18 protein-coding genes and 1 CRISPR repeat array are annotated in these 21945 nt (G+C 61.7%); of the genes, 11 read left to right on the top strand and 7 right to left on the bottom strand.

The annotated features are described in order from the left end of the window. Nucleotides 1–16 precede the first annotated feature (16 nt). Nucleotides 17–577 (bottom strand): 2-oxo-4-hydroxy-4-carboxy-5-ureidoimidazoline decarboxylase, encoded by a 561-nt coding sequence (uraD, locus tag ABEA02_RS10305; RefSeq protein WP_345532848.1) that lies wholly within the window; start codon nucleotides 575–577, stop codon nucleotides 17–19. Nucleotides 578–1070: 493 nt separating this feature from the next. On the opposite strand from uraD, the gene ABEA02_RS10300 reads away from it, so the two are divergent. From ABEA02_RS10300 to puuE, 10 genes are all read left to right on the top strand, one after another. Then, a complete protein-coding gene (locus ABEA02_RS10300) occupies nucleotides 1071–2090 on the top strand; it encodes a porin (protein WP_345532847.1) in 1020 nt (339 codons plus the stop codon). Nucleotides 2091–2360: 270 nt separating this feature from the next. Then, nucleotides 2361–3347 carry an ABC transporter ATP-binding protein gene (locus tag ABEA02_RS10295; protein WP_345532846.1) on the top strand — a complete coding sequence of 329 codons (987 nt, stop codon included), beginning with the start codon at nucleotides 2361–2363 and terminating at the stop codon, nucleotides 3345–3347. A 65-nt stretch (nucleotides 3348–3412) separates the two neighbouring features. Next, nucleotides 3413–4717: an ABC transporter substrate-binding protein gene (locus ABEA02_RS10290; protein WP_345532845.1), complete on the top strand. Its 1305-nt coding sequence runs from the start codon at nucleotides 3413–3415 to the stop codon at nucleotides 4715–4717. Nucleotides 4718–4869: 152 nt separating this feature from the next. After that, nucleotides 4870–5763 (top strand): ABC transporter permease, encoded by an 894-nt coding sequence (locus ABEA02_RS10285; protein ID WP_345532844.1) that lies wholly within the window; start codon nucleotides 4870–4872, stop codon nucleotides 5761–5763. A 10-nt stretch (nucleotides 5764–5773) separates the two neighbouring features. Further along, nucleotides 5774–6658: an ABC transporter permease gene (locus ABEA02_RS10280; protein ID WP_345532843.1), complete on the top strand. Its 885-nt coding sequence runs from the start codon at nucleotides 5774–5776 to the stop codon at nucleotides 6656–6658. Next, nucleotides 6655–7371, top strand: a complete 717-nt coding sequence (locus ABEA02_RS10275; protein WP_345532842.1) for a GntR family transcriptional regulator — start codon at nucleotides 6655–6657, stop codon at nucleotides 7369–7371. Before ABEA02_RS10280 ends, ABEA02_RS10275 begins: the two co-directional genes overlap by 4 nt. A gap of 86 nt (nucleotides 7372–7457) precedes the next feature. Further along, a complete protein-coding gene (gene uraH / locus ABEA02_RS10270) occupies nucleotides 7458–7805 on the top strand; it encodes a hydroxyisourate hydrolase (protein WP_345532841.1) in 348 nt (115 codons plus the stop codon). A 256-nt stretch (nucleotides 7806–8061) separates the two neighbouring features. Then, nucleotides 8062–9249 (top strand): urate hydroxylase PuuD, encoded by a 1188-nt coding sequence (locus ABEA02_RS10265; protein WP_345532840.1) that lies wholly within the window; start codon nucleotides 8062–8064, stop codon nucleotides 9247–9249. Nucleotides 9250–9293: 44 nt separating this feature from the next. Then, entirely contained in the window at nucleotides 9294–9896 is a 603-nt protein-coding gene (locus tag ABEA02_RS10260; RefSeq protein WP_345532839.1) for a pilin, read from the top strand. Beyond that, entirely contained in the window at nucleotides 9893–10822 is a 930-nt protein-coding gene (gene puuE / locus ABEA02_RS10255) for an allantoinase PuuE (RefSeq protein ID WP_345532838.1), read from the top strand. Before ABEA02_RS10260 ends, puuE begins: the two co-directional genes overlap by 4 nt. A 54-nt stretch (nucleotides 10823–10876) precedes the next feature. Then, a CRISPR array of direct repeats spans nucleotides 10877–13662; the repeat unit is 37 nt; unit sequence GTTGTAGCTCCCTCTCTCACCCCGGATAGCTACAATC. 60 nt (nucleotides 13663–13722) lie between these two features. On the opposite strand, the gene cas2 is transcribed toward puuE, so the two are convergent. The 4 genes from cas2 to ABEA02_RS10235 all read right to left on the bottom strand — a co-directional run bounded on the left by cas2 (nucleotide 13723) and on the right by ABEA02_RS10235 (nucleotide 20022). Next, nucleotides 13723–14031, bottom strand: a complete 309-nt coding sequence (gene cas2 / locus ABEA02_RS10250) for a CRISPR-associated endonuclease Cas2 (RefSeq protein ID WP_345532837.1) — start codon at nucleotides 14029–14031, stop codon at nucleotides 13723–13725. Between the two features lie 37 nt (nucleotides 14032–14068). Then, a complete protein-coding gene (cas1, locus tag ABEA02_RS10245; RefSeq protein WP_345532836.1) occupies nucleotides 14069–14983 on the bottom strand; it encodes a type II CRISPR-associated endonuclease Cas1 in 915 nt (304 codons plus the stop codon). Next, entirely contained in the window at nucleotides 14970–18350 is a 3381-nt protein-coding gene (gene cas9 / locus ABEA02_RS10240; protein ID WP_345532835.1) for a type II CRISPR RNA-guided endonuclease Cas9, read from the bottom strand. Before cas9 ends, cas1 begins: the two co-directional genes overlap by 14 nt. A 220-nt stretch (nucleotides 18351–18570) precedes the next feature. Next, nucleotides 18571–20022 (bottom strand): aminotransferase-like domain-containing protein, encoded by a 1452-nt coding sequence (locus ABEA02_RS10235; RefSeq protein ID WP_345532834.1) that lies wholly within the window; start codon nucleotides 20020–20022, stop codon nucleotides 18571–18573. Between the two features lie 174 nt (nucleotides 20023–20196). Here ABEA02_RS10235 and ABEA02_RS10230 point away from each other — a divergent pair, with 174 nt between their 5' ends. Further along, nucleotides 20197–20541, top strand: a complete 345-nt coding sequence (locus ABEA02_RS10230) for a hypothetical protein (protein ID WP_345532833.1) — start codon at nucleotides 20197–20199, stop codon at nucleotides 20539–20541. A gap of 148 nt (nucleotides 20542–20689) precedes the next feature. On the opposite strand, the gene ABEA02_RS10225 is transcribed toward ABEA02_RS10230, so the two are convergent. Together ABEA02_RS10225 and ABEA02_RS10220 are read right to left on the bottom strand one after the other, a co-directional pair. Next, nucleotides 20690–21271 carry a hypothetical protein gene (locus tag ABEA02_RS10225; RefSeq protein ID WP_345532832.1) on the bottom strand — a complete coding sequence of 194 codons (582 nt, stop codon included), beginning with the start codon at nucleotides 21269–21271 and terminating at the stop codon, nucleotides 20690–20692. A gap of 19 nt (nucleotides 21272–21290) precedes the next feature. Then, nucleotides 21291–21944, bottom strand: a complete 654-nt coding sequence (locus ABEA02_RS10220) for a hypothetical protein (protein WP_345532831.1) — start codon at nucleotides 21942–21944, stop codon at nucleotides 21291–21293. Nucleotide 21945: the final 1 nt, after the last annotated feature.

Here is a 21945-nt window from a genome sequence, read left to right as displayed (position 1 = left end):
GTAGAGCGGACTTCCGTCACCAGTCCGCCACCCGCTCTTCCATGCGCAGTCGCGCAATACGCGTGATCTGCTGCAAGGCTTCGCTGAACTCGTTTTCCACGCTGTTCTCCAGTCGCTCTGCAAAGCGCTGGATGATCTGTGCGCGATCGTAGCCGCGAACGGCGAGGATGAAGGGGAAGCCGAACTTCTCGCCATAAGCACTGTTGAGTGTCTGCAGGCGTGCGAACTCTTCCGGTGAGCAGGCGTCGAGCCGCGCACCAGCCTGTTCGCGCGTCGACTCTGCGGTGAGCTCCCCGCGCACCGCAGCCTTGCCCGCCAGCTCGGGGTGCGCACGAATCAATGCCAGCTGCTCATCATGCGTGGCAGACAGCATGGTGCTGCACAGGGCTTCGAGCAAGGCCTCACGACTCGCAAACGGTCGTAGCGTCCAGGCGCGTTCAGCGACCCAGGGCGAGTGCTCGAAGATTCCTTCCATGGCCTGCACGAACTCGTCCTGCGAGAGAGCAGAGAGGCTTGTTGTGGTCAGCGTTGTCATTGTCCTGACGGTACGGGTCTTGTCGGGTTGTCGGGAGTTCACGGTTTCGAGCTTAGAAAGCTGCTCGCAACTCGGCAAGCGAGCTTCCGTTATATCGCCTTTCGATGCCGGCGTATGTTGCCGCGCTCAAGCAGTCCGTCGGGCCACTGGCAATACGTCATTTGACTCAAGGAGCGGAAATCCCGCTGCGGGAATAATGCCTCTCAGCGACGCTCTGCGATGAAAGCAGAGAGCGTCTCCAGTCTCAGCAGCATGGAGTGTCGGCATGACTCAGCGTGATATCGGACCGCGGACAGGGCAACCCGTCTGCCAGATCTGCCCCGTCAGCTCGTGCGCGCTCCCGGCTCTCGCGCTTCACAGTCCCGTTCATGAACTCACATGGCATTTGAGGCACGGTGCGATCAGCTCGCGCCGGGCGCAGCCATGTCTGGATTCCTTGCAGTCCGATCACGCCACAGAGCGTGTCATCCCCGACGGGCGAGGTGCATTCCGCGCCACCGCCTGCACTCTTCACTGACGACTTATCGGAGAAATCATGCGTATCAAGACACTCACCCTGGCAACCGTCTGTGCACTGGCCAGCACTTTCGCTCACGCCGAAGATCCCAAACTGAAATACACCGTCTACGGCATCGTGGGCATTGACGTCGTCAATGCGAGCGACGTCTACAACTCGACCTCGGGAAAGTCTTTCGCCAAGACTTACGTCGACAACAGCGCACAGAGCGCCTCACGCCTTGGTTTCAAGGGCACGCACGACGTCAATGCTGACGTGCAGGCCTTCTTCGGCATCGAGGCCGGCCTGCGTGCCGACACCGGCGAGACCACCGCCAGCCGCCTGTTCAATCGCGGTACGGTGCTGGGCCTCAAGGGCAAGTTCGGTACCGTCAGCGCCGGTCGCCAGTGGAACCTCAACGATGACTCCGTCTGCGGTTACATCGTCTGCGGCGGTTACGCCATGTTCCGCTTCTCCGAGTTTGGTGATGTCAGCAATCTCTACGACAACTCGGTCAAGTACTACACGCCGAGCTTCGGCGGCGCGCAGGCCAGCGTGATGTACGGTGCTGGCGAAGCCAGTTCGAGCACCGATGGCTCCAACATGTACGCCGGCAAGCTGACCTACGGCATCGGCGGTTTCAACGCCATGGCCAGCTACCATGCCAATATCGATTCGCTGGGCGACAAGACCAATCGCCTGTCCCTGTTCGGTGCCAGTTACAACTTCGGCGTCGTGAAAGCACGTGCTGCTTACGCCGTGGCACATCAGCCGAGCATTCCCTCGAATGCCTCTTCCTACGATGTGGGCGTGGACTACACCGTCACCCAACCGCTGGTGCTGTCGCTCGACTACGTCAAGCGTGACAAGAAGAAGAGCCCGGACGACACCTACTACGTCCGTCTGCGCGCCGTCTACGCCATCGACACTGCGTTGAGCCTCAACGCCAATCTCATCTGGCTCAAGAACAAGGCCGCGGCGACAGAGCACTTCTACGGTGACGGCCGCGCCGGGCAGAAGCAGCGTGTCATCGGAGTCGGCATGGCCTACGCGTTCTGAGCCTTCCGGTTCCTTCCGGTGCCACGGCGCCCCCGACCCTTGCAGGGCGGGGGCGTTTTTCATGCACCGGGACAGCGCGCGCAGCACTGATTGCGTGCATTTGAAAACGGTTTTTGCATACAAAACAGGGTAGGCAAGGGGTGTCTGGCGCGTAAACCGCACTTGACCGTGCTTGGCATGTCGCGTGCTAGGTCTCCGGGCAGACCTGCAACGGGCGGGTCGCGACCGTGTGCCAGCGTCGGCCCGGTCGTCACGGCAGAGGAGCCACCCATGTCCGGCAAGCAATCCGATCTCGAACTCATCAAGGTCAGCAAACGCTATGGACAGGTGAGTGCCGTCGACGCCATCGACCTGCGCATTCCGTCTGGCAGCTACTGTTGCCTGCTTGGCCCCTCGGGCTGCGGCAAGACATCCACCCTGCGCATGATTGCCGGGCACGAGACGGCCAGCGATGGCGACATCCTGCTGGGCGGCCGCAACATCACCGTGCTGCCGGCGGCTGATCGCGGCACGGCGATGATGTTCCAGAGCTACGCGCTGTTTCCGCACCTCACGGTGCTCGACAATGTGGCGTTCAGCCTGAAGATGAAAGGCGTTGCCAAGGCAGACCGTCACACGCGTGCCCAGCAGCTGCTGGAACGTGTCGCCATGGGCCAGTACGCCCACCGCAAGCCGGCCGAACTGTCTGGCGGGCAACAACAGCGCGTGGCCCTCGCCCGTGCATTGATCACCGAACCGAAAGTGCTGCTGCTCGATGAGCCGCTGTCAGCGCTCGACCCATTCCTGCGCATCCGTATGCGTGCCGAGCTCAAGCGCTGGCAGTCCGAGCTGGGCTTCACCTTCGTGCACGTCACCCATTCGCAGGAAGAGGCGATGGCGCTGGCCGACCAGGTGGTGGTCATGAACGCCGGCAAGATCGAACAGGTCGCCACGCCGCACGAAGTCTTCAACGCGCCGGCGACCGAGTTCGTCGCGCGCTTCATGGGTGGCCACAACGTGCTCGATCAGGGCGAGGACAGGATTTCGGTGCGCGCCGACCGCATGCGCTTGTTGCGTGAGCCCGCAGGCGGCGCCATCGAGGCGCGCGTGGCAGCGGTCGAGTACCAGGGGACCTACGTGCTCGTCGAACTGCAGCACGAGGCCATCAGCGAGTTTTCCGCGATGGTCTCCGAAGCGGACTTCTACGCCGCGCCCTGGCAGCCCGGCGAGACCACCTGGGTTTCCTGGCAGGCCGGCGACGCACACAGGCTGGCCTGATCCCGCGACTTTCTTCCCGCCGGCGTGCAGTCGGCTTTTGCGCTCACTTTTCGATGGAGATGACGATGGCAGAGAATGAATCCGGCAAGACACAGTCCGCTGTGCCGCAAGACGCGGCGAGCGACACCAGCAACATGCGACGCAATGTGCTCAAGGGCACGGCCGCGATCCTCGCCAGCGGCATGTTTCCCGCCATCCACGCGCAGGAGAAGCTGGTGCTGCGCTACCTCGGCACGGCGGTGAACCAGGACAAGGCGATTGCCGACAAATTCAAGGCCGACACCGGCATCGAGATCCAGTACATCCCGGTGACGACGGACGAAGTGACCAAGCGCGCGGTGACGGCACCGAACAGCTTCGACCTCATCGACACCGAGTACTTCTCGCTCAAGAAGATCGTGCCGACCGGCAACCTGCTGGGCATCGACGTCAAGCGCATCAAGAACGCCGACAAGATCACGACCCTCTTCACCAAGGGCGAAGTCGCCGGCAAGAAGGTCGGTGACCAGGGCACGGCACCGAAGAAGGTGATGTACCTCGAAGGCGCCACCTCCAAGAAGTTCTCGGCCACGCCCACGCAGTTCATGACGCTGATTCCCACCGTCTACAACGCCGACACGCTGGGCATCCGCCCCGACCTCATCAAGCGCCCCATCGACTCGTGGAAAGAGCTGCTCAACCCCGAGTTCAAGGGCAAGGCCGCGATCCTCAACATCCCCTCGATCGGCATCATGGATGCCGCGATGGTCGTGGAAGCCATGGGCATCCACAAGTACAAGGACAAGGGCAACATGACCAAGGCCGAGATCGACCTGACGATCAAGACCCTCATCGAAGCCAAGAAGGCCGGCCAGTTCCGCGCGCTGTGGAAAGACTTCAACGAGTCGGTCAACCTCATGGCCTCCGGCGAAGTGGTGATCCAGTCGATGTGGTCGCCCGCCGTAACTGCCGTGCGCACCAAGGGCATCGCCTGTACCTTCCAGCCGCTCAAGGAAGGTTATCGCGCCTGGGCGGCCGGTTTCGGTGTGCCCAAGACTGTGTCGGGCAAGAAGGCCGACGCCGTGTACGAGTTCATCAACTGGTTCCTCGATGGCTGGGCGGGTGCCTACCTCAATCGTCAGGGCTACTACAGCGCCGTACTGGAGACCGCCAAGGCCAAGATGGAAGCCTACGAGTGGGCCTACTGGATGGAAGGCAAGGCTGCGACGCAGGACATCAAGTCGCCCAACGGCGATGTGCTCGCCAAGGTTGGTGCCGTGCGTGACGGCGGCTCGTACGAACAGCGCATGGGCGGCATCGCCTGCTGGAACGCTGTGATGGACGAGAACGAGTACATGGTCCGCAAGTGGAATGAGTTTGTTGCCGCGTAAGCGGCCTGTTCAGGCGCCCCTCTCCCGCTTGCGGGAGAGGGGTTGGGGGAGAGGGCCGGTTGCCGCGGCTTGACTCCCCTCTCCCGGCGCGTCGCGCCACCCTCTCCCGCTTGCGGGAGAGGGGAACCCCACCTGAATGACGGCGAATCCCGATGAGCGCAGCTATCAAAAACCTCTTCTCGCGCGCCGCGCCCGCCTGGCTGCAGGCCGGCCCCTATGCGCTTGTCTTCCTGCTGTTCTTCCTGCTGCCCTTGGCGCTGATCGTTGCGGTGAGCTTCTGGGACGCCACCGAGTACGAGCTGATCCCGGCCTTCGTGCCGAAGAACTACGTCGCCATCTTCGAAGGCTGTGCGAGCGGCCCTGATCTGTGCGTGACCTTCAAGACTTATCTGTCGACGCTCAAGTTCTGCTTCCTCACCTGGTTCTTCACCCTGCTCATCGGCTTCACGGTCGCCTACTTCCTGGCCTTCCATGTGCGTACGCCGGGCATGCAGACCGCGCTGTTCGTGCTCTGCACGATTCCGTTCTGGACGTCCAACGTCATCCGCATGATTTCGTGGATGCCCCTGCTGGGTCGCAATGGCCTCGTCAATGACGGGCTGATGGCCACCCACCTCATCTCTCAACCTCTGGAGTGGCTGCTGTTCTCGCCGTTCTCGGTGGTGGTGGCCTTCATCCACCTCTTCACGGTGTTCATGATCGTGCCCATCTTCAATTCGATGATGCGCATCGACCGTTCGCTGCTCGAAGCCGCGCTCGATGCCGGCGCCACGCCCTGGCAAACGCTGTGGAACGTGATCATCCCGCTCTCGCGCACCGGCATCATCATCGGGTCGATCTTCGTCATCACCATCGTGATGGGCGACTTCGTCACCATCGGTGTCATGGGCGGTCAGCAGATCGCCTCTGTCGGCAAGATCATCCAGGTGCAGACGAGTTACCTGCAGTTTCCGCTCGCTGCTGCCAACGCCGTGATCCTGCTGCTGGTCGTTCTCATGATCATCTGGGGCCTCACGCGGCTCGTCGATATCCGCAAGGAACTGTGAGGAGGCCAGAATGAACGAAAACCGCAGCTTCGGTTTCTATGCGCTGGCCGTCTTCTTCGGCCTGTTCCTGCTGTTCCTCTACGGCCCGACGATCACCATCTTCGTGCTCAGTTTCCAGGGGCCCGAGGGCGGACTCACCTTCCCCATGCGCGGCTGGTCCACGCACTGGTTCAGCGAGCTGTTCAAGGGCATCGGCGTCATCGACATCGGCGCGGCCTTCCTGCGTTCGCTCAAGCTCGGCGCGCTGGTTACGCTGTTCACGGTGCTGCTGGCGGTGTCTGCAGCCCTGGCCTTCCGCAAGGCGCTCAAGGGCGGTGGCAGTCTGTTCTACATCACGGTGGCGAGTCTCATCATGCCTTCCATCATCGTGTCGCTGGGCATTGGCCTCTCGTTCCGCCTGCTCGACACAGGGCTCAAAGCCTTCTTTGAGTGGGCCGGCTGGACAGGTATGGCAGAGAGCTTCAGTACCACGATGGGTCTGTATACTTCGGCGCTCGGAGCGCAACTTACCTGGACCCTGCCTTTCGGCCTGCTGATCATGTTTGCCGTCTTCAATCGATTCAATGCCGCCTACGAGGAAGCCGCACGCGACCTCGGCGCCACGCCCTGGCAGACGTTCCGGCACGTCGTGCTGCCCCTCATCGGGCCATCGGTCATTGGTGTCGGCATGTTCGGCTTCACGCTGTCGTGGGACGAAATCGCGCGCAGCTCGCAGGCCATCGGTGACCTCAACACCTTGCCACTTGAACTGCAGGGCCTCACCACCACGGTGACCACGCCGGTCATCTACGCGCTGGGTACAGTCACCACCATTGTTTCCTTCGTCGTCGTGGCCGTGACCCTCGGGCTCATCGCGCTGGGCAAGCGCCGCGCCCGTTCGCGGAGCAAGGGATGAGCGCTGCCGCGCCGACCGATGTGATCGAAGCCGCGCTCAGCGATGCCGACATCTACGAGCGCATCGTCGAGGCCGTCATGGATCATCGGCTTGCGCCCGGCACCCGGCTTGGCGAAGAGAAGCTTGGTCGCGCCTTCGGCGTGTCGCGCACGCGCATCCGGCAGGTGCTGATCCGCTTGGCGGCCGAACAGATTGTCGTCCTCAACCACAACCGTGGCGCCAGCATTGCCTGTCCCACGCCGCAGGAGGCGCAGGAAGTATTTGGTGCGCGCATCCTCATCGAACTGCCCATCCTCGAATCCTTCATCGACAACGCCAGCGCACGTGATCTGGCGAACGTAGCGCGCATCCTGCGAGAGGAAGAGCAGGCACGCCGCACGCAGAACCGTCGTGCGGCGATCCGCCTGTCCGGCGAGTTTCACCTCGCCATTGCAGCCGGTGCCAACAACGCCACGCTGGAGAAGATGCTGCGCGAACTCGTCTCGCGGACCTCGCTGATCCTCATGACCTACCAGGACACCGAGGCGGGCCGGCACGAACATGGCTGCGGCTGCGACGAACACGAGTCCTTGCTTGAAGCCATGCAGGCGCGCGACGTGAAGACCGCCAGACGCCTCATGAAGCGTCACCTTGAGCACCTGCAGTCGCAACTCTCCTTCGAGCCTGACAGCAGCGATTCGCCCAACATCGAGAACCTGTTCCGGCCAGCATGAGCGAATGGCGATATTGCTTATCGCCACATCCCCATGCCAGCCTCCTTATACTTGGATGAACTGATCGTCAGGCAGGCGAAATACACATGGGCAGACTGACCACACACGTACTCGACACCGCGCACGGCTGCCCCGCTGCCGGCATGGCCTTCGCGCTGTTCCGCGTCGACGACCCGGCTGCGCTCGTCAGCGGTTGCACCAATGCCGACGGCCGTTGCGACGCGCCCCTGCTGCAGGGCGATAGCCTGCTGCCGGGCAAGTACATGCTGCGCTTCGAGGTGGCCGCGTACTTCCGCGCACGCGGCGTGCAACTGCCCGACCCGCCCTTCCTCGATACCGTGACGCTGGACTTCGGCATCGCCGACACCAGCGCGCATTACCACGTGCCGCTGCTGGTCTCGCCCTGGAGCTTCAGCACCTACCGGGGCTCGTAGGGCGGAACGCCGCAGGCGGTTCCGCCGCCCCATGGCGCGAATGAACACTGTAGGGCGGGTTTTAACCCGCCATCCCGGCTTCGTGCCGGGTGATGGATCGGAATGCGACGTGGGTTTGTGCGGTTGAAACCGCACCTACGAAGCGCCGCCGGGTTGGTGGTTTCGCCGCGCAAAAAATACGCGCACGACAAAATCGGATTGAGCCGGGTCGTGCGGGTGCCGCGTCAAAAGGCACCCGTGAAGTCAGGAGTCACTCATGGATTGGTCTTACCTCATCGACGCCGCCAGCATGCTGCTGCGCTGGCTGCACCTCATTGTCGGCATCGCCTGGATCGGCGCCTCGTTCTACTTCGTCTGGCTCGACAACAGCCTCAAGCCGCCTAAAGACCCCAAGCTCGTTGAAGACGGCGTCGGCGGCGAACTGTGGGCCATGCACGGCGGCGGCTTCTACAACCCGCAGAAGTACGCCAACACCCCGAAGCACCTGCCTGAAGACCTGCACTTCTTCTTCTGGCCCAGCTACACGACCTGGATCACCGGCTTCCTGCTCATCTCGGTGCTCTACTACTTCCAGGCCGCCACCTGGATGATCGATCCGGCCGTCTCGTCGATCACGCCGGGGCAATCCGTCCTCATCGGGCTGGCGACGCTGGTGATCGGCTGGGTGGTGTACGACCAGCTCGCACGCCTGCTCATCGAGCGCAGCCAGCTGCTGTTCGCCGTCATCTACGTCGCCTTTGTCGCGCTCGTCAGCTACGTGCTCTGCAACCTCCTCGCCGGCCGCGCCGCATACATCCACGTCGGCGCGATGATCGCCACCACGATGAGCGCCAACGTGTTCTTCTGGATCATCCCGGCGCAACGGCGACAGGTCGCGGTGATGAAGGAAGGCGGCGAGGTCCCTGCCATCTGGGGCAAGCGCGCCAAGCAGCGCAGCTATCACAACAACTACCTCACGCTGCCCGTGCTGTTCGCGATGATCAGCAACCACTACGCCAGCACCTACAGCCACCCGCACGCCTGGGCTGTGCTGATCCTCATCATGCTGGGCGCGGTGCTGATCCGTCACTTCTTCAACCTGCGTCACAAGGGCATCATCCGCTACGAGTACCCGGCGACCGGCCTCTTCATCATCCTCGCGGTGCTGGTCTGGATCGCGCCGAAACATGCCCCCATTGCGGCGGGCAAACCCGTGCCTGCAATGACCGAGGTCAAGGCCATCATCGATGCGCGCTGCACGGGCTGCCATGCCGAGAAGCCCACGCTGATGCCCACAGCACAAGCCGGTGTGATGCTCGATACGCCCGAGCGCATCAAGCAGCATGCACAGCGCATCTACGAACGCTCGGTGCAGCTGAAAACCATGCCACTCGGCAACGTGACGAAGATGACGGACGAGGAGCGCGAGAAGCTCGGCATCTGGTTCCAGTCTGGCGCAAAATAGTGACTTCGCATCCAGCCGGATGCCTGCACGGAGTAGCGCCGACAATGGCTTCGGGAAAGACGCTCGGTATTGCGGTAGTGATCGCGGCGGTCGTTGCGGCCGGTTTCTGGATGCAAGGCGAGCGCAGCAAACTCGCAGCCGAAAAGGCGCGCCTTGCCGAGGCCGAAGCGCGGCTCGGGGCAGGCGTCGAGCAGGGCGTTCGCGCGCTCGATGCGGCGGCCGGCAGGGTCGGCCAGGAGACCGCAGCGCTTAACGACGCCGTCAGCGCCGGTGCCAGTCTCGCTGCAGCTCAGAGACAGCGTGCCCTGCAGACCGGGCGCCTGATGGAAGCCTTTGTCGCGGCGATGCAGGTCAAGGCTGCGATCGTCTCGGCCTACCAGAGCAACGATGCCTGGCCGCGTGACAACCGCGAAGCCGGCGTGCCAGCGCCCGAGGACTTCCGCAACGAGCGGATCTACAGCCTTTACGTGCAGCCCGGTGGGCAGATTCGCGTCGTACTCGCACAGGATGGCAAGCCTGCCGAATCGTTGATCCTCCAGGGTTCGGTCAATCGTGCCGGCCTCGTCAGCTGGCAATGCAGCAGCCCCGACCTGGCGGATATCGAGCAGCTCGTGCCGGCTTGCAAACGACAAGGAGAGGGTTCATGACGGATCAATCATCTGCCTATCCACGCGATCTCGTCGGCTACGGCCGCAACCCGCCCCACGCCAACTGGCCCGGCCGCGCAAAGATCGCCGTCCAGTTCGTCCTCAACTACGAAGAAGGCGGCGAGAACTCCGTACTGCACGGCGACCCCGGCAGCGAACAGTTCCTCTCCGAGCTCTTCAACCCGCCCGCCTTCCCCGACCGCCACATGTCCATGGAAGGCATCTACGAATACGGCTCGCGCGTCGGCGTCTGGCGCATCCTGCGCGAGTTCGAAAAACGCGGCCTGCCCCTCACCGTGTTCGGCGTCAGCATGGCCCTCGAACGCCACCCCGAACTCACCGCAGCCTTCAAGGAACTCGGCCACGAAATCGCCTGCCACGGCTGGCGCTGGATCCACTACCAGCACATCGACGAAGCCACCGAGCGCGAACACCTGCGCATCGGCATGGAGATCATCGAGCGCCTCACCGGCGAACGTGCACTCGGCTGGTACACCGGCCGCGATTCGCCCAACACCCATCGCCTCGTCGCCGACTACGGCGGCTTTCTCTACGACAGCGACTACTACGGCGACGACCTGCCCTTCTGGATGCCCGTGCAGAAGACCGACGGCAGCACCGAGCAGCAACTCATCGTGCCCTACACGCTCGACGTCAATGACATGCGCTTCGCCCTGCCACAAGGCTACTCGCAGGCCAGCGATTTCTTCACCTACCTGCGCGACACTTTCGACGTGCTCTACGCCGAAGGCGAAGACGCCCCCAAGATGATGAGCATCGGCATGCACTGCCGCCTGCTCGGCCGCCCGGGGCGCATGAAGGCCCTCATCGACTTCCTCGACCACATCGAGAAGCACGACCGCGTGTGGGTCACGCGTCGGGTGGATATTGCGCGGCACTGGCGCGCGCACTTTCCGGCGCCCTGAGGTAGCAGTGAGGCGTCAGAATCCCCTGCATCCCGCCCTACATTTTAGGGTTTTGTTGTAGCTCCCTCTCTCACCCCGGATAGCTACAATCCTGACGGCTGCGGATTCGACCGTGCGCGTCGTTGTAGCTCCCTCTCTCACCCCGGATAGCTACAATCTTCGACGCCGTCGTGCGCATCAGCCGCGTCGTTGTAGCTCCCTCTCTCACCCCGGATAGCTACAATCCGCGGCAGAGACATTCTCTGCTCAGGAAGCGTTGTAGCTCCCTCTCTCACCCCGGATAGCTACAATCGGCCAGGCCGGCACGCTGCGCGCGGCGTCAGTTGTAGCTCCCTCTCTCACCCCGGATAGCTACAATCTGCGGCGTACCCAACATGGGCATCCAATCGGTTGTAGCTCCCTCTCTCACCCCGGATAGCTACAATCGCCGACCTCAGCCTGCAGATGGACGACGACGTTGTAGCTCCCTCTCTCACCCCGGATAGCTACAATCTGGATCTCGTCCGCGATGCTCGACCGCCTCGTTGTAGCTCCCTCTCTCACCCCGGATAGCTACAATCGTAGTCGAGCCGCGCCATGCCGATGGTGCCGTTGTAGCTCCCTCTCTCACCCCGGATAGCTACAATCTTGGCATGTGTGCGAAGCACTCACAGGAGAGTTGTAGCTCCCTCTCTCACCCCGGATAGCTACAATCTGAGACATAACGTTTGAGATCAGCGGCAGCGTTGTAGCTCCCTCTCTCACCCCGGATAGCTACAATCCCGACGCGCTGCGCGACACCTACCTCAACGGGTTGTAGCTCCCTCTCTCACCCCGGATAGCTACAATCCGCGACAGTTGGCGCACCCTGCAGAGCTGGGTTGTAGCTCCCTCTCTCACCCCGGATAGCTACAATCGAGGCGCGCAAGCGTGCGTCGTTCCAGATTGTTGTAGCTCCCTCTCTCACCCCGGATAGCTACAATCGACAGAGCGGTTCAGGCCATCAGCGGCAATGTTGTAGCTCCCTCTCTCACCCCGGATAGCTACAATCCCCTTCTTTGCGCAGGCCTCAGCAGCACTCGTTGTAGCTCCCTCTCTCACCCCGGATAGCTACAATCACGGCAGCGGCTGATGCCTTCCTGCAGCTGGTTGTAGCTCCCTCTCTCACCCCGGATAGCTACAATCGCGGCAGCAGCTCCATCGAATAGCAAATGCGTTGTAGCTCCCTCTCTCACCCCGGATAGCTACAATCGCTGCGCCTGTATTCCTGTTCTGTTTTGTTGTTGTAGCTCCCTCTCTCACCCCGGATAGCTACAATCGCTCTGTCCAGTTGTGAGAGCCTGTCACGAGTTGTAGCTCCCTCTCTCACCCCGGATAGCTACAATCCTACATCGCAGACGACGCAGCCGGCGCGCTGTTGTAGCTCCCTCTCTCACCCCGGATAGCTACAATCCAGCGCGCGCAACGAGCCATCGCGCCAGCAGTTGTAGCTCCCTCTCTCACCCCGGATAGCTACAATCGCTCGTCGTGATCAAACCAACCGGCGAAATGTTGTAGCTCCCTCTCTCACCCCGGATAGCTACAATCCGACAACTGACCACCCCCAGCAATCCGCACGTTGTAGCTCCCTCTCTCACCCCGGATAGCTACAATCGTAGAGATAGAACACATCGGGCGCGCCATCGTTGTAGCTCCCTCTCTCACCCCGGATAGCTACAATCACACTCCCGCGCCTCGTCAACGCCGCCGCGGTTGTAGCTCCCTCTCTCACCCCGGATAGCTACAATCCGTCGCACGGTTGATGCGATGCTGCAACTGGTTGTAGCTCCCTCTCTCACCCCGGATAGCTACAATCGGCCTGCAGTTCATCCTCTCGCGACAACGTGTTGTAGCTCCCTCTCTCACCCCGGATAGCTACAATCAGACACAGCGTCTTGCCCTGCACAGGCAGGGTTGTAGCTCCCTCTCTCACCCCGGATAGCTACAATCGAGTGGCATCGCATCGTGTTCAGCGGGAAGGTTGTAGCTCCCTCTCTCACCCCGGATAGCTACAATCGAAGAAGTGATGAAGTCCATCACCACCCGCGTTGTAGCTCCCTCTCTCACCCCGGATAGCTACAATCCTTGCAGTCGTCCAGCACCTCGACCATGATGTTGTAGCTCCCTCTCTCACCCCGGATAGCTACAATCCGACCGGTTGTCGAAGTTGCCGTTCGCGGCGTTGTAGCTCCCTCTCTCACCCCGGATAGCTACAATCGCGAGGCGCTTGAGGTAGTCGCTCATGTGGGTTGTAGCTCCCTCTCTCACCCCGGATAGCTACAATCGAAACCGAACTCAAGAAGGCATACGACAACGGTTGTAGCTCCCTCTCTCACCCCGGATAGCTACAATCAAATCGTCTCATCTTTCCACTGAAAATGAGGTTGTAGCTCCCTCTCTCACCCCGGATAGCTACAATCGGCGGTGTGAATGTGGGCAAGACGCATGTGGTTGTAGCTCCCTCTCTCACCCCGGATAGCTACAATCTTCGCCTCTGTCGGCGGTGCTTGCCGAGATGTTGTAGCTCCCTCTCTCACCCCGGATAGCTACAATCCATCCCAATGGTTGCCTGTTACCGTGAAGAGTTGTAGCTCCCTCTCTCACCCCGGATAGCTACAATCAAGGCCGCTGCAGCTGCTCCGGTTGAAGCCGTTGTAGCTCCCTCTCTCACCCCGGATAGCTACAATCTGACGTTCCACGACATGCGGCACGAAGGCAGTTGTAGCTCCCTCTCTCACCCCGGATAGCTACAATCAAGACGACGAAAAGCGCCTGCTGGTGCATCGTTGTAGCTCCCTCTCTCACCCCGGATAGCTACAATCAGAGGCAATTGAAACCCGCGTCAAGCTTGGCTTGGCGCGGGTTTGTTTTTCCAAAAGCCATCAGAACAGCAGCAATTGATTGGCCGTGACGGCTTTTTCCTGAAAAAGCGGCATGCCGACCAGCAGTGCCATGGAGGCGTACTGTTTCTCTGTGACGGTCAGGACGCGTACTGAGCCGTCAGGCGGCAGGTTGGCCACCAGGCGCTTCATGTGTTTCTCCTGCGCGTCCGCGCCATTGAGGATGCGGCCGTAGACCGAGAACTGGATCATGTCGTAGCCCTCGCTGAGCAGGAAACGGCGGAACTGGGTGTAAGCGCGGCGCTCAGCGCGGGTGACAACGGGCAAATCGAAGAAGACCATCATTCGCATGTATCGCCTCGTGTCCTGTCCCACGGTTTGGCTCCCGCTATCCCTCGACGACGTGCTGCCTAAGTCCGATCAGGCGCGGCAGCTCCAGCAGGGTTTCGCTGCCACCCTCATACACGCGAACCAGCGATTCAATCATCTGCTCGATGGAGGACAGCACGCTCATCGTGCCGCGTGGCATACCCATATCGACGTTCAGCAAACCCACCAGCGCTACCTTGTCGGCGGGTGACAACTCGCGCTCGGCATCGATCTCGGCATTGGCTTGCTTGACCACATGCAAATCCACCAGCGGGCGGAAAGGTTCGATGACATCGTCGGCAAGGTTGAAGGCGTTCTGCTCGCTGCGATGAAACAGGCCGATGCTGGGCAGGAAGCCGTGCGCCACCAAGCCACGCGCAATCGCACCGCGCAGCACGGCGTAGCCATAGTCCAGCGCGGCATTGCTCCAGCGCTCCTGCGCGCGGTGGAAGCCGGTGCCGAAAAGCTGCGGGAAGTAATAGGCGCTGGCCTGCGCCTCCATGTTTTCCGTATCGCCTGAACGCACGCGCCGCGAGTAGGACTCCAGGCGCCCCGCATCGCCACGCTTGGCTAGAACCATACAGGCCGCCTGATTGGCGATCTTCACCTTCACGATCTCGGCCCAGGCGCGCTTGGCGCTGGGCTTGTCGATGTCCAGTTGCAGGCGTTGCATGCGCGTGGCGCGACTATGTTGCAGGAACGGCAGGAATACGCCGCTGGGCTGATGATTGTCTCCGGTGGCAAAAAGTCCGATGCCGTATTCACCGCAGGCCGACAGCACTGGATGGGTGAGCGTGATTTCGCGGTGATTGAGAACGATCACCGCGATGTCCTCGAACGGCACGCGCGCAGACTCATCCTGCTCGATGACCAGCGAGAAATGTTCGCGCCTCAGCTTCGAGGGCCGCGAGATGACAACGCTACGCCAGACCACGACGCGCTTCCTTTGGCGCTGGGTAGATATTGCCGAGGACGTCGACATTGCACTTCTCGACAGAAAGTGCAGTCTTGACGCCAATCTTACGAATCAAACCATCGGTCCCGACCGATGTGTTTCTATCGTGGCACCACACTGCAACAGATGCGTCACTTCGATCACATCCTGCGTAGTAGCCAACGATCTGCTCTTTACCCTTTTGTTGAATGCGAACGAAGTCGTTGGGATAGAGCGAGAAACAGAATACAAAACTATCGTCAATCAGCGTCCATTCCTCCTCATCCTTGAACGCCACAATCGCCCGGTTCGGCAACTCCTTGGCCACGCTGTGATGCACATACACAGGCACCAGATGGAACTTGCCTGCCTTGCTGAACACGTCCACGCGCAGCATGCTGTCGTTCTTGGCTATGCCGCCACGTACAGGGATGCCGGAGAGTTTGTCGATCACTATCGTGACCGTGCGCACCACCGGCCCGGTCGGATTACCGTCGCGATCCGGCTTGCGCAGCGGGTTATTGGGCGGGAAGGCTTTGTCGCCTTTGCCACCGTGCGCTTCTAGTCTCTCGCGGATAGCGGCATAAAGTTTCTCGTTTCGATGCGGGTCGATGAGTTTGCAAGGCTTCTTGTCGTTGCCGGGCTCGCCAAAATCGGCAAGGCTCAAGCTGGACAGAGGCACTTTCTGCGTCACGCCGCCCTGTGCTTTCAAGCTTTCGCGCTGACCGTAGATCGTGTCCTTATGTGCGGCACCTCCGTTGCGCCGCTGCGGCGCACGGGATACGAACAAGGGCCTGAGTTTTTGTAGCGCTTCTTCAGGGTAGGTGCCGAGTTTTGCGAGGTCTTCGCGCGCTTGCTCGACGTTGTCGTTGAACAAGCGCGTATTCAGTTCATGGCGGAAGTGCGGCCACGGGTCAGGGAAGTGTGCTTCGAGCTGGCCAAGCATGGCCGGGTTCACGATTTCGCCCGTCTCGATGTCGACGAATCCTTCGCGCACTTTCTCCAGCACCTTGCGGCGTGAGTAATCGGACAGACGCTTGACCATGCCGTGCGTGCAGGCCGCGACCACGGCAGCATCCAGCGCGTGGTGACGATCGCTGTCGCTGCGCACTTTGTGGAGGCCCCAGCGTGCGCGCAGGAAAGACGTGAGCTGGCCGCTGACAACGACCACACGCTTGTTGTCGCTGTCGTCCGCAAGCTTCAGGTAACGCTCGACGTAGTTCTTGAAGAAGCGGCAGATGTAGCGCGTGTCGTTGAGGTTGCGGTCGCGGAATCCTTCGGCCTCTTTGTCGCCAAAGTCCTTGCGCAGCAGGCGAGAGCGTTTGGCGAGCCGATAGAGCTTGTTACCTTCGACCGCCGCGACGAAGAGCCGCCAGCGCTCGCTATTGCTGGTGCCATCCAGATACTCGTAAGGCGTCTGGTTGCCCTTGTTACGGTTTTCTTCAACAAGCACCAGCACCTTGTTGTTCTTGCTGTCGTCAAAGCTGCGCGAGTAGGGCAGCGCGTGGTCGACCTCGGCATAGCCCTGATCATGCAGCACGCGATGGAGGTCGAGGGGTTTGAGTGAATACGCGCATTTGCCCTGCTGCTCGCGATAGAGCTGATATCGCTCGAATTCCCGGCTCTTCGGGTTGATATCGAACTCGGCGGCAAACGCGGCTTTGTCCTTTTCGTTGCGTTCGCGGAACTCGTCTTGCAGCTTCCTGACCTTGCTGCGCTCATCCATCGGGCGCGACAAGTCACGCGCCATTTCAATGCGCACGGAATCCGGCGAGCCATATTTGCGGATCAGTGCATTCATGACTTTGCGTGCCTGATTGAGCGAACGCAGCACGACCGGGTTGCGCGGGATGTCCATGTTTTCGTCAAACACCATACGGCCATCCTTGTCGCGGCCCGAGTAGAAAGGCGGCAGGTATTTGCTTTCGCCTTCACCAACCTTGAAGAGCTGGCTGTGATGATAGCCAGCGCGCACGCAGGCTTCGTCGTAACGCAGGCCACTTTCCATTTGCGGCACGATGGCGCGCAGCGCCTTGAGCGAGAGGGCGTGGAATTTGTCGAAGCGAATGTCGAGCAGGGCGTCGATCATTTTCTCGCCGCCGGGCAGCGCAAGTTTGCCCAACTCGCTGCTGACTTCTTCATCGTCTTTGAAGACGCTCAATACCCAGGCAATCTGGTCGAGCAGTTCGGGATTGCCCGCTTGCGCGGCACCCGCCATGCCTTGCCACTCAGTCTCAAGACCTTTGTCCTTGAGCAGTTTGCGCAGGGTCTGGAAAGCAGGCAATTTGGTCAGTGTTCCGGTTTCCGGATCTTTGGCCTTGGCCTCCATTGCCTGCTTCTCGCTGGGGTAGGCCAGTCCGGTGAAGCGGAATGTTTCCGGCAAACCAGCTTTGACCAGGGCTGCGCGCAATTGCTTGTAGGTGAGGTCGCTGGCTTGCAGGTAAGGCAAGGGCAGGGCGATTTGCCGCTCAGCTTCGTTAAGCCCGCGCGTGATGCCATCGACCACGATGCGCGTGTTGTTCAGACGCGTCAGCCAAACGTGGCGCTCGGCGGTGAAGCTGGCCTTGGGCGCGCGATATTCGGCTTTCTCGAAGGTGCATTTGCCCAGCATTTTGAGCAGGTCGGCTCCTGCGAGTGGAGGCTTCTGTTGCCAGAACAGACCGCTCTTGCGGTCGCCTGTGCCGAGGATGGCCAATTCAAGTTCTGCGCTGGCGTATGGATTGTCGAAGCTGCGCTGCTGCGCGAACAACAAGGCCAACTCTTTGCCGAGTTCGATGCGCGACAAGGCCTTGCCGTAATCGCCGCGCTTGTTGCGCTGCGCTTCGGGGAATTCAGCCAGCACCATTTCAGCGGCTGTGCGGTAGCCCTTCTCCTGCATCAGCTTCTTGGTGGCCGCCAGACCCTGCTTGACCTTGCCACCTTCACCCTTGGCATCGCCTTCGGCCTGTTTTTCTTCGGCGCGGCTGATCCAGTGGAAGCCGCGATGCTTGCACAGGTGGTAGATGACTCGTGCCCATTCATCAGCGGAGAGGCGGCGATCCAATCCTTCTACGCGCAAAGCCCACGCGGACTTCAGTTCCGGTTGATGGCGCGTGAAAAACTTCGTGTCGGCGATCAGTCCTTGGCGTTTCAGCAAACGCGCCAGCTTGGTCAAGCGCCAGGCGCGGCGGCGCAGGCGACGTCGCATGAGGCGGGCAGTGCGACGTGCGAGGTTGAGAGGCTCCCCTTCCTTGGCGGTTTCGGCCTTATCAAAACAGCGCACGCCCAGATCGACGATTCGTGTCGAACTCAGCACCGCCCAGCCGACTGAAGCGATACCAATATCAAAGCCAAATGTCAGCGCCTCTTCGGGCTTGTTGCCTTGCATGCATGTCTCCCTCATAATCGGCTCATTGTTGCTATCCGGGGTGAGAGCCGTTGCTACAATAATTTCCGGTCGCAAGACCGGGAAAGTATCCAAAGCGCCCGACAGAGAAATCTGTCGGGCGCTTTCCTTTTGTCATATCTAGTCGGAGTTGGCTTGCGAAATCAGTCGCAAAGAATGCGCACTGCCCTTCAGGGCATGTTGGGCGTTCGATTCGGTGCGTTCAGGCCAGCTGGCTGCGCACGATTTCGGCGAGGCGCTGCAGGGCGCTCACGGCCTGGGTGTCGAAGGGGATGCTGCTGTTGAGGCGGATGTAGTCGTTGTAGCGCTCGGAGTTGGAGAAGATGTGGCCGGGGGCGATGCGGACGCCTTCGCGCAGGGCGGTCTCGAAGACGGTGGCGTTGCGGCGCAGGGGCGGCAGTTGCAGCCACAGCAGCATGCCGCCGTGGGGCACGGTGAGGCGTGTGCCGGCCGGGAAGTGGGTGGCGATGGCTTCGGCGACCTGTTCGCGACGGGTGCGCAGGAGGCGGCGCAATCGCGCGAGGTGGCGGTCGTAGGCGGCGCTGCCGAGGTAGTCGGCCACCGAGCGTTGCGCGAGGGTGTCGTTGGGGCGGCTCTGCGCGTACTTGAGCATGCGGATGCGTGCGTGCCAGCGGCCGCCGCTGATCCAGCCCAGGCGCATGCCGGGGGCGAGGATCTTGTGCAGCGAGGCGCAGTGGATGATGGCGCCATGGTCGTCCCAGGATTTGAGCGCGCGCAGCGGCGTGGCATCGTCACCCAGCGCGGCGTAGGTGTCGTCTTCGATGAGGGCGACGTCGTGCTGCGCGCAGAGTGCGGCGAGCGCGGCCTTGTTGGCATCGGGCATGACGCTGCCGAGCGGGTTCTGGAAGTGCGGCACGACGACCACGGCGCGGATGTCGGGTTGCGTCTGCAGGGCGAGGCTCAGTGCTTCGACCGAGATGCCGGTCTGCGGGCTGGTTGGAATCTCGATGCTGCGCAGGCCCAGGCTCTGCAGAATCTGCAGCAGGCCGAAGAAGGTAGGTGATTCGACGGCGACCATGTCGCCGGGCTGGGTGACGGCGCGCAGGGCGAGGTTCATGGCTTCGGTGCAGCCGTGCGTGACGACGATGTCGTCAGGCGTGAGGCGCATGCCGGCGTCGAGTGCGCGGCGCGCCAGCACGCTGCGGAAGCCGGCGTCGCCGTGCGGCGGCACGGGCGTCACGAGCAGGTCGGGGTGCTGGCGCAGCACGTGGGTGGCAGCGCGCGTCAGGGCGGCGGCGGGGTAGGCATCGGGCGAGCCGTAGGCGTTGGCGAAGTTGACGCGCACGGGGTGCAGCTCGCAGCGCGCGATGAAGTCGGAGACGCGTTCGTGGATGCCGAGGTATTGCGTGGCGTCGATGCGTGCGGGCGGTTCGCTGCTGGGCGGCAGGGCCATGCGCTGCGGGCGGCGCACGTAGTAGCCGGCGCGCGGCCGCGCTTCCAGCCAGCCCTGATCTTCAAGCCAGCGGCAGGCCTGCAGCGCGGTGGACAGGCTCACGCTGTGCAGCTGCGTGAGGGTGCGCACCGAAGGCATGCGCGCGCCGGGCTGCAGGGCGCCGCTGCGGATGGCGCCGAGGTAGTGCTGGGCGATCTGTTCGTAGAGCAGGGCGGGGGCTGTTGCGGTGTCCATCGGCATGATCATCGGCGTAGGCGGAGCGGCAGAACAGATACAGCTGCACGCTGATTCGACCATAACAGCATGGGTCGGCATGGCCTGATATGCAATACAAAGCGGGCGCGTGTGCCTGTTGCGGCGTGGGGGCGGTGCGTAAGGTGTGGCTGTCGCTGAACACCACGAAGGAGCCCCACCATGTTGCCGACCGATCTGCCCGCCGCCGCCCTGGCCCCCGCTGCACGACTGGCCAGCCGTTCTGCTGCCCTGACCTGGGTGGCGGGCGGCACGCGCCTGCTGTGCGAGAGCGGCCACCTGCACTGGCAGCGCATCGGCGATGCGCTGCCACCGACCCGCTTGTGCAGCGGCGAGTGCCTGCTGCTGCCGGCATCGGGCTGGTTGCGCATCGAGGCGGGCGCACGGGGCGCAGGCTGGCGCCTGATCGCGCCGCCGCCGCCCGCGTGGCTGCGCTTGCTGGCGCGTGTGCGTCGCAGCTTCAGGCAACAGCCAGCCTTGCTGCGTGGTACGACGCCAGACCTCTGAGGTGAGGTGCAGCCAGGCATTACTGTTGCCCTGAGCAGATGGCATGCCGCCCGTAACCAAGCATGTGGGCCATGCATCTCAATTCGCCATCCTGGCCCGCAAAAAAAGGGGCCGATTGCGGCCCCTTGTTGTCGATGCGAAGTGAGGCTCAGCGTGCCAGCGCCTTCTTGAAGTCAGCGTCATCGAGAAGGATGCCGATCAACTTCCGGTAAAGACCTTCGTACTCGTTGGCCGCTGCGGGCACTGCGATGCCGGCAACGAACGAGGTTTCCCAGGTCGAGGTTGCGACCAGCTCCTTGTCGAAGCGGGTGGCGCCGCCGCGCGTTACAACGAATCGCGCTCCGAGAACACCTTTGCCGGTACCGAAGCTTTCCACGCTGCTTTGCGTCAGGAAGCCGCTGATCACTGCACCCGAGTTCGGGTCAAGCAGACCGGCGGTCTTGAGTTCCTCAGTCAGCGTCGCTTGCAGATACTGCGCGAACGAACCGTTTACCGGCGAGATTGCCTTGTTGCTGCCGCGCAGGCTGATGCTGGTATCCAGATCGGCGCTCTTGGTCGGATCAACCACGAACTTGCCAACTGCAGCGGGGGCCAGATTGGCCGAGCGTGCTTTCTGGGTGTTGTCGATGCTTGCCTTGGGCTGGTTAAGCGCGATCTGAGCGCAACCGGTGGTCAGGATGCTTGCTGCAACGAGCAGAGACGTGGAGAGCTTGATGATGATGTTTTTCATGGCCATTTACCGGAGTGGTTCAGGGGAAAGTGGGATCGAGCGAGAGGTCTTTCAGTGCAGTGCCTATGATCTGTCGCGTCATCGTGCGGACAGCTACTTCGACGCTTTCGGCCTTGTTCACGTTCTGCGGGACCTCGGTGGCGCCAATCGTAGTGTGAATGGCATGCTGCGACACCTTGACGATGCTCTTGCCACCATCCGGCGGCAGATAGGTAACCGTGCACACATAGTTGTCAGTTACCTTGGTGCCCGACGCACCAAAAGTCAGACCAACCTTGAAGCCTTTGGCTGCAGCGTCAGCTTCCGGAATGTTGTTGATCGTCACGTTAAGGACGGCGCCCCCAGGGACAGGTTTTTCATCCACGGTGGCGAAAAGACCGCTGCCCTTGACCTGGTCGACGACCTGGTCCTTGAGAAAGCTCACCGCGCGGGAATTGGGAGCGCCCTTGGTCTGGAAGTCGAAGAGCAGTTGCACGGCCTTGGGCTGTGCCGGCTTTTTGAGTTCGGCGACCGGAACTTCGCGAGTTGCCGTATCAACATAGAAGGTCGGGCTGACACACCCGGTCAGTACGACGGTGGCGACGACGAGCCCTGCGTTGAGAAGTGCGCGAATATTCAGGCGCGATCGATTCTGAATCAATTGCATGAAACCCCCGGAGTGAATGAAGTGCAAT

Origin of the sequence: Viridibacterium curvum, assembly GCF_039544165.1 — a bacterium.
GTDB classification, from domain to species: domain Bacteria; phylum Pseudomonadota; class Gammaproteobacteria; order Burkholderiales; family Rhodocyclaceae; genus Viridibacterium; species Viridibacterium curvum.
This window is presented reverse-complemented; position numbering and strand designations above follow the sequence as displayed.

Coding starts and splice junctions, on each gene's coding strand:
- ABEA02_RS10300 (WP_345532847.1), top strand. CDS start 1,071: ATGCGTATCAAGACACTCACCCTGGCAACCGTCTGTGCACTGGCCAGC.
- ABEA02_RS10295 (WP_345532846.1), top strand. CDS start 2,361: ATGTCCGGCAAGCAATCCGATCTCGAACTCATCAAGGTCAGCAAACGC.
- ABEA02_RS10290 (WP_345532845.1), top strand. CDS start 3,413: ATGGCAGAGAATGAATCCGGCAAGACACAGTCCGCTGTGCCGCAAGAC.
- ABEA02_RS10285 (WP_345532844.1), top strand. CDS start 4,870: ATGAGCGCAGCTATCAAAAACCTCTTCTCGCGCGCCGCGCCCGCCTGG.
- ABEA02_RS10280 (WP_345532843.1), top strand. CDS start 5,774: ATGAACGAAAACCGCAGCTTCGGTTTCTATGCGCTGGCCGTCTTCTTC.
- ABEA02_RS10275 (WP_345532842.1), top strand. CDS start 6,655: ATGAGCGCTGCCGCGCCGACCGATGTGATCGAAGCCGCGCTCAGCGAT.
- uraH (WP_345532841.1), top strand. CDS start 7,458: ATGGGCAGACTGACCACACACGTACTCGACACCGCGCACGGCTGCCCC.
- ABEA02_RS10265 (WP_345532840.1), top strand. CDS start 8,062: ATGGATTGGTCTTACCTCATCGACGCCGCCAGCATGCTGCTGCGCTGG.
- ABEA02_RS10260 (WP_345532839.1), top strand. CDS start 9,294: ATGGCTTCGGGAAAGACGCTCGGTATTGCGGTAGTGATCGCGGCGGTC.
- puuE (WP_345532838.1), top strand. CDS start 9,893: ATGACGGATCAATCATCTGCCTATCCACGCGATCTCGTCGGCTACGGC.
- cas2 (WP_345532837.1), bottom strand. CDS start 14,031: ATGCGAATGATGGTCTTCTTCGATTTGCCCGTTGTCACCCGCGCTGAG.
- cas9 (WP_345532835.1), bottom strand. CDS start 18,350: ATGCAAGGCAACAAGCCCGAAGAGGCGCTGACATTTGGCTTTGATATT.
- ABEA02_RS10235 (WP_345532834.1), bottom strand. CDS start 20,022: ATGCCGATGGACACCGCAACAGCCCCCGCCCTGCTCTACGAACAGATC.
- ABEA02_RS10230 (WP_345532833.1), top strand. CDS start 20,197: ATGTTGCCGACCGATCTGCCCGCCGCCGCCCTGGCCCCCGCTGCACGA.
- ABEA02_RS10225 (WP_345532832.1), bottom strand. CDS start 21,271: ATGAAAAACATCATCATCAAGCTCTCCACGTCTCTGCTCGTTGCAGCA.